The organism is Kitasatospora sp. NPDC057198, assembly GCF_042670125.1.
Classification (GTDB): Bacteria; Actinomycetota; Actinomycetes; order Streptomycetales; family Streptomycetaceae; genus Kitasatospora.
The window spans coordinates 1-8785 of the sequence record NZ_JBHUWH010000337.1 but is presented as its reverse complement, the minus strand read 5'-3'; the positions used below and the strand labels follow the sequence as shown (position 1 = coordinate 8785).

Annotated in this window: 9 protein-coding genes; 4 read left to right on the top strand and 5 right to left on the bottom strand. The window is 75.7% G+C overall.

The annotated features are described in order from the left end of the window. Positions 1-50: 50 nt before the first annotated feature. The gene (locus ACFUEL_RS29050; protein ID WP_380239741.1) at positions 51-401 is read right to left on the bottom strand and encodes a hypothetical protein; all 351 of its coding nucleotides are present in this window, start codon (positions 399-401) and stop codon (positions 51-53) included. Between the two features lie 310 nt (positions 402-711). Between ACFUEL_RS29050 and ACFUEL_RS29045 the strand changes: the two genes are divergently transcribed. After that, complete coding sequence (locus tag ACFUEL_RS29045) at positions 712-2478, top strand: SpoIIE family protein phosphatase (RefSeq protein ID WP_380239740.1); 1767 nt, start codon at positions 712-714, stop codon at positions 2476-2478. A 7-nt stretch (positions 2479-2485) separates the two neighbouring features. On the opposite strand, the gene ACFUEL_RS29040 is transcribed toward ACFUEL_RS29045, so the two are convergent. The 3 genes from ACFUEL_RS29040 to ACFUEL_RS29030 form a co-directional block, all read right to left on the bottom strand. Continuing rightward, on the bottom strand, positions 2486-3520 hold the full coding sequence (locus ACFUEL_RS29040; protein WP_380239739.1) for a serine hydrolase domain-containing protein: 1035 nt from the start codon (positions 3518-3520) through the stop codon (positions 2486-2488). Positions 3521-3654: 134 nt separating this feature from the next. Beyond that, positions 3655-4053, bottom strand: a complete 399-nt coding sequence (locus ACFUEL_RS29035) for an ACT domain-containing protein (protein WP_380239738.1) — start codon at positions 4051-4053, stop codon at positions 3655-3657. A 199-nt stretch (positions 4054-4252) separates the two neighbouring features. Continuing rightward, complete coding sequence (locus ACFUEL_RS29030; protein ID WP_380239737.1) at positions 4253-4888, bottom strand: TetR/AcrR family transcriptional regulator; 636 nt, start codon at positions 4886-4888, stop codon at positions 4253-4255. A gap of 90 nt (positions 4889-4978) precedes the next feature. On the opposite strand from ACFUEL_RS29030, the gene ACFUEL_RS29025 reads away from it, so the two are divergent. Beyond that, positions 4979-6421, top strand: a complete 1443-nt coding sequence (locus tag ACFUEL_RS29025; RefSeq protein WP_380239736.1) for an amidase — start codon at positions 4979-4981, stop codon at positions 6419-6421. Positions 6422-6715: 294 nt separating this feature from the next. Continuing rightward, the gene (locus ACFUEL_RS29020; protein ID WP_380239735.1) at positions 6716-7390 is read left to right on the top strand and encodes a PadR family transcriptional regulator; all 675 of its coding nucleotides are present in this window, start codon (positions 6716-6718) and stop codon (positions 7388-7390) included. Positions 7391-7423: 33 nt separating this feature from the next. Here the strand turns inward: ACFUEL_RS29020 and ACFUEL_RS29015 are convergent, their stop codons facing one another. Next, positions 7424-7639 (bottom strand): hypothetical protein, encoded by a 216-nt coding sequence (locus ACFUEL_RS29015; RefSeq protein ID WP_380239734.1) that lies wholly within the window; start codon positions 7637-7639, stop codon positions 7424-7426. Between the two features lie 416 nt (positions 7640-8055). Between ACFUEL_RS29015 and ACFUEL_RS29010 the strand changes: the two genes are divergently transcribed. Continuing rightward, the gene (locus ACFUEL_RS29010; RefSeq protein ID WP_380239733.1) at positions 8056-8754 is read left to right on the top strand and encodes a bifunctional DNA primase/polymerase; all 699 of its coding nucleotides are present in this window, start codon (positions 8056-8058) and stop codon (positions 8752-8754) included. The last annotated feature ends 31 nt before the right edge of the window (positions 8755-8785 follow it).

Sequence of the window (8785 nt, the reverse complement as noted above, 5' to 3'; positions counted from 1 at the left end):
CGCTCCAGCGCTGGAGCGGGCCCGCGGGGGCCACCGGGCGTCCGCCCGGCTCAGTCCTCCCGGTAGACGGCCAGTGCCCAGATCACGAACACGTCCAGCGCGATGATCACCAGAGACCACAGCGGGTAGTACGGCAGGTCCAGGAAGTTGCCGATCAGGCCGAGCGAGACCAGGAAGATACCGACGATCCGGGCCCAGGCCGCCCCCTTGATCACGAAGAAGCCGACCAGCGCGATCAGCACGCCCAGCACCAGGTGGATCCAACCCCAGGAGGTCAGGTCGAACTTGAAGACGTACCGGGGCGTGGTGACGAACACGTCGTCCTCGGCGATCGCCATGATGCCGCGGAAGACCTCGAGGAGGCCGCCCACCAGCATCATCACACCGGCGAACAGCACCATTCCGGAGACCCAGCCCCTGTTCTGCGGGGGCCTGGCGGTGCCGGCGCGCGGACCGGCGGGCGGGGGTGACGCACTGGGACCAACGGACGAGCTCATGGAACCTCCTAGGCCGAAGCAGGTCTTGCCCCGACCCTCCGCCACCCGCCGCCCCGGGGCATTCGGGCGACTCCATCCGGGTGAACGCCCCGGCCCCGGCGCCGCCCCGCCGAGCCCGCCCGGCACCGGATCGCCCCGATCCGCGCCGCTGTGTTTACTGGTGACAGTGCCGGATCCACGGTGCCCGGGCACCCGGCGAGGAGGTGCGCCAGCCATGGCCGAGGAGCTCTGGAGCGCCCTGCCCGCGCCGCTGCGCCAGGTCATGGAGGGCACCGCCGCCGGCATCGCCGTCCTCGACACCGAGCTGCGCTACCGCTACGTCAACCCCGCCCTCGCCGGGATGAACGGCGTCCCCGCCGACCGCCACCTCGGCCGCACCATCGCCGAACTCCTCCCCGACATCGACGCCCGGGAGGACGTACTGCGCGCCGTGCTCGCCGACGGCAGGGCCCGCGAGGTCACCTCCAGCGGCCGCACCCGGGCCGTCTCCCCGCCGCACCGCCGTTACTGGCACGGCGCCTACCACCGGATCGACGGCGCGGACGGCCGCCCGCTCGGCCTGGTCGGCATCGTCCTGGAGGTCACCGCCTCCCGCCGGCAGCAGCACGAACTCGAACAGGCCAAGGCCAGGCTGGCCCTGCTGGACGCCGCCGCCACCCAGGTCGGCACCACCCTCGACATCGACACCACCTGCGGCGAACTCGCCGCCTTCCTGGTCGAGCACCTCGCCGACGCCGCCACCGTCGAGCTCCTCCCGCACCCCGACAGCCCGCACGCCCGCCCCCGCCCCGGCGGCGGCCGCCGACTGCGCCGCGCCGCCCTGGCCGCCGCCCCCGCCCTGCTGGACGGGGTCCGCCGGCTCGGCGACCGCGGCGAGCACGTCGACTACCAGCCCGGATCGGCGATCCCGCGCTGCCTGGAGACCGGCCGCCCCGTCATCGAGAACCTGCTCGGCGACGGGGAGCCGGCCCGCTCCGCCCCCAACGCCGAACGCGTCGCCCGCTACCGGGAGCTCGGCATCCACTCCGGCATGGTCGTGCCGCTCACCGCCCGCGGGCACCGGATCGGCACCGTCACCCTGATGCGGGCCGGCACCTCCCCCGGCTTCACCGGGGACGACGCCGTCGCCGCCCAGGACCTGGCCGGCCGCACCGCGATCACCCTGGACAACGCCAGCCGCTACAGCCGCGAGCACGCCGTCGCCGTCGACCTGCAGCGCGCCATGCTCGCCGAACCCGGCACCCCGCACCCCGACCTCGACGTCGCCTTCCGCTACCGCCCGGCCGGCACCGGCGCGCTGGTCGGCGGCGACTGGTACGAGACGGTGGCGCTGCCCGACGGCCGCACCGTGCTGGCCATCGGCGACGTGATGGGCCACGGCATCGAGGCCGCCACCCACATGAGCCACTACCAGGCGATGCTGCGCGCGATGGCCCTGATCGAACCCGGCCCCGACCGGCTGCTGGCCCGACTCGACCACCTGGCCTGCGAGGTCCACGACTACCGGCCCTCCACCTGCCTGGTGGTCTACGCCGAACCCGCCCGCGGCCGGTACGCGCTGGCCAGCGCCGGGCACCTGCCGCCCGCCGTGATCGGCCCGGACGGCGCCCCGGCGCTGCTCCCGGTCGAACCCGGCCCCCCGCTCGGCACCGGCCTGAACGGCTACCTCCCGACCACCGCCGTCCTGCCGCCCGGCCACACCCTGCTGCTGTACACCGACGGCCTGGTCGAACGCCGCGGCGAGGACCTCGACCGCTCGCTGGCCCGGCTCACTGCCCTGCGGCTGCCCGCCGGCGCGCCCCCCGCTCCGCTGCTGGACGCCGTCCTGGCGCACGTCCCCGCCCCCGCCGAGGACGACATCGCGCTGCTCGCGGCTGCCCCGCTCGCCCCGCACCCCGGCCGCCCCGGCCGTTCCGGCCGTTCCGGCCCCGGCGAGGTGCTCACCGTGCTGACCGGCGGCCGCTGGAGCGCGCCGGGCTGACCGGCCGTCAGGGCGCGCCGGGCAGCAGCGAGCGCAGGGCGAGGCCGCGCAGGGCGGCCAGCCGGGTGCGGTCCCAGCCGTGGTAGACGGCGTTGGTGCACAGCACCACGTAGCGGCCGGTGCGCGGGGCCAGGTAGAGGCTGGTGCCGGTGAACCCGTGGTGGTACGCCACCGAGTCGTCCGCGGTGACGATCCAGGCCAGGCCGCGGTGCAGGCCGGGCTCGACGGCGGTGCGCGGGCGGCGGCTGAGCGCGAACCACCCGGGCAGCGGGCCGGCCGCCCCGAGCAGGTGCTCGGCGAAGGCGGCCAGGTCGGCGGCGGAGGAGAACACCCCGGCGTGCCCGGCCACCCCGCCGAGCAGCGCCGCGCTCGGGTCGTGCGGGACGCCCCACGTCCGGGGCGCGCCGAGCAGGCGCTGCTCGGTCGGGGCCAGCCCCGGATCGCGCGGCAGCGGACCGTACGCGGTGGCGGTCAGGCCGAGTTCGTGCCAGAGGGCGTCGGCGAGCACGGGCAGCGGGCGGCCCAGCAGTTCCGGCAGCAGCAGTCCGAGCAGGACGAACCCGCGGTCGATGTAGCGGTGCTGCGCGCCGGGCGCGGAGACCAGCGGTTCGGCGCACAGGTGGTCGACCAGCGGCCGACCGGTGTGCTCGTACCGGGCCAGGCCGGTCCGCGGGAGCATCCCGGAGGTGTGGCTGAGCAGTTGAGCGGCGGTCAACTCGCGTCCGGGGGAGGGGAGTTCCGGGAAGGCGGCGTGCAGCGGGGCGTCCAGGTCGAGCAGGCCGGCCCGGACGGCGGTGCCGACCAGCGGCCAGGTGGCGAGCACCTTGGTGAGCGAGGCCAGGTCGTAGCGGGTGTGCTCGTCGGGCCGGGCCGGGCCGCACTCGGGGGCGACCACCCCGCGGGCGGCCACCGCCCGCCCGGCTCCGGCCTGCCCGGCCACCAGCACCCCGCCCGGGAACTGCCCGCCGTCCACCGCCGCACCCAGCACGGCGCCCAGCGCGGCGGCGGTGGCGTCCGCCCACTCCTGCGGTTCGACCGGCACGGTGCCCCCTCCTGCGCGATCCTCCTCCGGAACCCTCCTCCGGATTGTCACCTGCCCCGGGCGCCGCGGCCAGAGCGCCCGGAGCCGGAGCGCCCGAAGCGTCCGGATCCGGAGCTACCGGAGCCGGTCGGCCGTCAGGAGCGGGACGCCGCCAGCGAGTTGAGCGCCTCCAGGGCGCGGTCGGCCTCGTGCACGGGGACGAACAGGTGGTCGTGGTGGAAGCCGGCCACCACGTTGCAGCTGATCCCGCGGTCGGCGAGTGCGGTGGCCACGGCGGCGGTCAGCCCGACCGCCTCCAGCGCCGAGTGCACCCGCAGGGTCAGCCAGGCGGCGACGTACGCGTACGGCAGCCCGAGCGAGTCGGCCTCCTCCTGCGCCACCACGAAGGTGACCCCCTCCGGCTCGGCCACCGTCACCACCGGCCGCAGCCCCGCGGGCACCCGCCCCGGGAGGGTGCAGTACACGTAGCGCCCCGGGTTGCGGACGGGGTGCATCCCGGAGAGCAGCTTGTCGAGGTCCTGTTCGCCTGCCATGGCGCCACGGTAGTGCGTGCGTCCGGTCCGGCGGGGGGAGGCGGCGCGGGCCGGGGGTCATTCGATGGAGGGAATGTTCGCCACCGCCCCGTCCGGACCCGGATCCCGCCCCACCGCACAGCCCTCACCGCACAGCCCCCACCGCACAGCCCCGGTCCCGGTGATCCGGTGCGGTGCGAGGCGGTGAGTGCGCCGAGGGTCAGGCGGACTTCCGGGGGCGGGTGGTGCCGAGGCGTTCCCAGAGGCCGGCCAGATGCGCGTGCAGGACTTCCTCGGCCTCCGCCGCGGTCAAGTGGCCTATGAGTACGTGGGTGGTGAGGCCGTCGGCGAGGGCGAGCAGGGCGTGGGCCTCGTGCCGGCGGTCGGGTGGCGTGGCGCCCTCGTCGGCCGGGCCGCCGTCGGCGGCCTCGGTGATGAGGCGGACGAGGAGGTCCCGGAGGGCCGTGTAGCTGGTTCTCAGCGGGTCGGCGAGCGACTCGCTGACAGCGGCCTGAGCGATGAACGCGAGCCAGATCCGTGCTTCGGCGCGGTGTTCCTCGCGGAGCAGGGCGATCTCGTCGGCCGCGTGGCCCAGGGCGGTGGCGGCCGACTGGGCCGGGCTCGCGGCCAGGCGGGTCCTCACGCGTTCGGTGATGCGTTCGCCGACGTGGTCGACGGCGAAGAGGAGCATCTCCTCCTTGCTGCGGAAGCAGCGCTGGACGGCGCCCAGTGAGACCTGCGCGCGGGCGGCGACGTCGCGCATGCTCACCCCCTGCGGCCCGTGTTCGTCGGCGAGGAGGCAGACGGCCTCGGCGATCCGGCGGCGTCGGCTTTCGTAGTCCACGTGTTTGGGCATGTTCGGGCGGCCTCCTTATTCCGATACGACTGTATCGCTTCTGGGCTAGGGTTCGGCCACGAGCACTTCGGCGTAGGGACGGGAACCACGATGATCAGGCAGGACGCCCTGTGGGCGATGACGGCCGCCGCTCAGGCGGAGGCGGTCCGAGACGGGGAGATATCGGCGGTCGAGCTGGTCGACAGCCACCTGGACCGCATCGCCGAGGTCAACCCGCAGGTCAACGCGGTCACGCAGTTGATGGCCGAGCGGGCCCGCGAGGCCGCGGCACGTGCGGACCGGCGGCGGGCAGTGGGCGAGGACCTCGGGCCGCTGGCCGGCGTGCCGTTCACGGTGAAGGAGACCACCGCGGTCGAAGGGGTGCCGACCACGTTCGGAACACCACGCTTCCGCGACCTGGTCGCTGCGGCCGACGCGCCCCCGGTGGCCAGGCTCCGCGCGGCGGGAGCCGTACCGATCGGCCACAGCAACATGCCCACCCTGGTCCTGGCCGGGATGCACACCCGCAGCGAGTTGTTCGGCGACACCGTCAACCCGTGGGACCGGAGCCGGACCCCGGGCGGCAGCAGCGGTGGCGACGGAGCGGCCGTCGCCACCGGCATGGCCGCACTCGGACTCGGCAACGACTCCGGCGGGTCCGTACGGATCCCGGCCTCGTTCTGCGGCGTGACGGGGCTGAAGCCGACCACCGGGCGGTTCCCCGCCGACCACCGCGTCCTCGGCTCCGAAGACCCGGGGCCGGCCTCGCAGATGCTGGTCACCGACGGGCCCCTGGCCCGTACGGTCGCCGACCTGCGGCTGGCATACGAGGCGCTGGCCGGGACCGACCCCCGGGACCCGCGGGCCGTGCCCGTGCCCCGCTACGGCGAACCGCTGCCGGGGCCGGTCAAGGTCGCGGTCGTCGCCGACCCCGGCGGCCACGGCGTCCACCCCGCGGTCCGCAGGGCCGTCGCGGTGGCAGCGGACGCGTTGCGCGACGCCGGGTACGACGTGCGGGAGATCGCGGACGTCCCGCGGCTGGACGAGGCACTGGAGGCGTACGGCCGGATCACCGTGACCGAATTCGCGCCGACCTGGCCGGTGGTGCGGAAACTGCTCGGCGAGGGCGGAGACCGCTTCATCCGGATGGCCATGGAGAAGACTCCCCCCGCGAACGCCGCCGAGCTCACGAAGCTGATGGGGACCTGGCTCGGCATCCGCCGCTCGTGGGCGGAATTCCTCGACGAACACCCGCTGCTGCTCGGCCCGGTGTTCACCGAGCCGCCCGTCGAGCCGGGGCTGGAGTCACGCGACGAAGCGGGGCGGGAGCGGGTCGCCATGGGCATGCGCCTGTGCACGGTGACCAGCTTCGTGGGCGTACCCGCGGTCGCGGTGCCGACCGGAGTCGGCGACGGACTGCCGTCCGGCGTACAGGTCATCGGGCGCGCGTTCCGGGAGGACCTGTGCCTGGCCGCCGCCCAGGAGATCGAGGACCGCCTCGGTGTGTTCACCCCGATCAGCCCGCGCCCCGAATCCCCGGCCGCCGCGCGGTAGGCGCTGGGCGGTGGGCGGAGCCGGCACAGCAAGTGGGCGGTGCCGGCGGCGCGAAGGCACCCCGCCCGGAGTTCGGTCCCGTCGTGCGACTGCCCCGCGAGGGCGACGTGCTGAAGGCGCCCCGGGCCTGGTGGACCCGCGACCGCACCGCGGTTCCGGTCGGGGCGCAGGGCCGCTGCTGTGTGCCGCCGTACGGAACGGGGTTGTCTTCCGATAGTTAGCGATATATCGTCGAGGTATCGAGATGCTTCGGTAGGCGGAGCGTCCGTTCCTCACGGAAGACAGGTGTGCGTCATGCGGCACGACAAGCGTTTCCACGGAGAAGGCCGGCGTCGCTGGGCCGGCGGCCCGGGGCGGCCGGGCGAAGGGGCCGAGGGGTTCGAGGAGTTCGGGGGCCGGGCGGCGTTCGGGCCGTTCGGGGCGCCGGGGCGGCCGGGGCCGCCGTTCGGGCCCGGGTTCGGGCCGGGCGGCGGCCGCGGGTTCGGCGGGCACGGCCCGCGCGGGCACGGGGGCGGGCGGCGCGGCGGGCGGGCCAGGCGGGGGGACGTGCGGGCCTCGCTGCTCGCGCTGCTGCTGGAGCGCCCGATGCACGGCTACGAGATGATCACCGAGATCGGCGAGCGCACCGGCGGGGTCTGGCGGCCCAGCCCCGGGTCGGTCTACCCGACGCTCCAGCTGCTCGAGGAGGAGGGGCTGGTCAAGGCCAACGAGGAGTCCGGCAAGAAGCTGTTCGAGCTGACCGGGCCGGGCCGGGCCGAGGCCGAGCAGGCCGGGGCGTCCCCGTGGGACGAGGCTGGCCGGCGGGACGACTGGGAGGCCGTGCAGGAGGTCGGCGCCGCGCTCGCGGCGGTGGACCACGCGGTGCGGCAGGTCATGATGACCGGCACCGAGGAGCAGCGGGCCAAGGGCCTCGCGGTGCTGGCCGAGACCAAGAAGAAGCTGTACCTGATCCTGGCCGAGGAGGACTGAGCCCGCGCGGGGCCCCGCCCTCGGGCGCCGCCGTCAGGCGTCGGCGTCGTACTCGTAGCGCCAGCGGTAGCGCCCCTTGGCGTCGTACTCCTTGGCGCGGCGGTAGACCAGGACGGTCGCCGGGACGTCCCCGTGCGCGGGGACGGGCACCCGGTAGACCTTGGGGACGCTGTGCGTCATGCCCAGCAGGACCGGCAGGACGCGACCGTCCAGCGGCCCCCCGACGAACTCGGTGTCGGCGCTCTTCACCCGTCCAGGGTAGGCGCGGCCCGGCCGGCCCCGGTCGGCCGGGTGTGTCCGTTCCGGAGCGGGGGTGTGGAGCGGGTGTGACGGGGGCGGCACCGCCCCCGGTCATCCGGAGGGCTCCGGGAGCCTTATCCTGCTACGTACGCCCCCGGGGTCCACCCGGGTCCGCGGGCCCGTACGGGTCGGGTGGGGTGCGCCGAGGTGCGCCCGCCCGCCGGGCGCGACCGTCGCGCCCCGTACCCGACCCCGGACGTCGGCGGCCCGGTGACCCCGGCGCCGGTCGACGGCAGGACGCCCCCGCGCGCGGTGCACCCCTCGGGAAGCGGTGAGCCGCTCCGTGCGTTGGCGTCGGTTGTTGCGTCGGTGGCCGTGCCGTACCTGGCACGGCAGCTCAGGCAGGTGCGTGCGGAAGGGGCCAGATGGAAGCCAGCGGCAGGTGGACCTCCTGGTGGCGGCGGGAGCGGCGGGAACGCCGGGAGGCCGGCGGAGGGGACGCGGCCGCGCGGCTGGACCTGCTGCTGGGGGCGGCCCGGGCGGGGTTCCCGGTGGCGCCCGCGGCGCACCCGGCCGGGCACCGGTGCTCGTGCGACCGGGTCGGCTGTCCGGCCCCGGCCCAGCACCCGCTGTCCTTCGCCTGGCAGTCCCAGGCCACCACCGACGCCGAGCAGTTGGAGCGCTGGCTCGCCCGGGACCCGGAGGCGAACTTCGTCACCGCCACCGGCCGCGCGCACGACGTGCTGGACGTGCCGGCCGAGGCCGGCGTGCTGGCCCTGGAGCGGCTGGAGGCGCTCGGCGCGGTCGGCCCGGTGGCCGCGGTCGGCGGCGACCGCTACCTGTTCTTCACCGCGACCCGCGGCACCCCGCAGGACGAGGACGAGTGGTGGACCAGCGCGCTGGACTCCACCCCCGACACCGTCTCCGAGCACCCCGGCCTGCGCTGGCACTGCCGCGGCTCGTACACCCTCGTGCCGCCGGCCGCGCTGCCGGACGGCTCCGAGGTGCGCTGGCTGCGCGGCCCCGAGCAGCCGCTGCCGGACCCGCTGCGGGTGCTGGACGTGCTGACCGACGCCTGCACCGAGGTCGGCGCGGTGGCCCAGGAGCAGTGGCTGATCGGCTGAGCCGGCCGCTCCGCGACCGCAGGAACGATAC

Bases quoted from the DNA above. Each gene is read 5' to 3' on its own strand.
- ACFUEL_RS29010 (WP_380239733.1), top strand. From the start codon at position 8,056: ATGGAAGCCAGCGGCAGGTGGACCTCCTGGTGGCGGCGGGAGCGGCGG.
- ACFUEL_RS29020 (WP_380239735.1), top strand. From the start codon at position 6,716: ATGCGGCACGACAAGCGTTTCCACGGAGAAGGCCGGCGTCGCTGGGCC.
- ACFUEL_RS29050 (WP_380239741.1), bottom strand. From the start codon at position 401: ATGGTGCTGTTCGCCGGTGTGATGATGCTGGTGGGCGGCCTCCTCGAG.
- ACFUEL_RS29035 (WP_380239738.1), bottom strand. From the start codon at position 4,053: ATGGCAGGCGAACAGGACCTCGACAAGCTGCTCTCCGGGATGCACCCC.
- ACFUEL_RS29025 (WP_380239736.1), top strand. From the start codon at position 4,979: ATGATCAGGCAGGACGCCCTGTGGGCGATGACGGCCGCCGCTCAGGCG.
- ACFUEL_RS29030 (WP_380239737.1), bottom strand. From the start codon at position 4,888: ATGCCCAAACACGTGGACTACGAAAGCCGACGCCGCCGGATCGCCGAG.
- ACFUEL_RS29045 (WP_380239740.1), top strand. From the start codon at position 712: ATGGCCGAGGAGCTCTGGAGCGCCCTGCCCGCGCCGCTGCGCCAGGTC.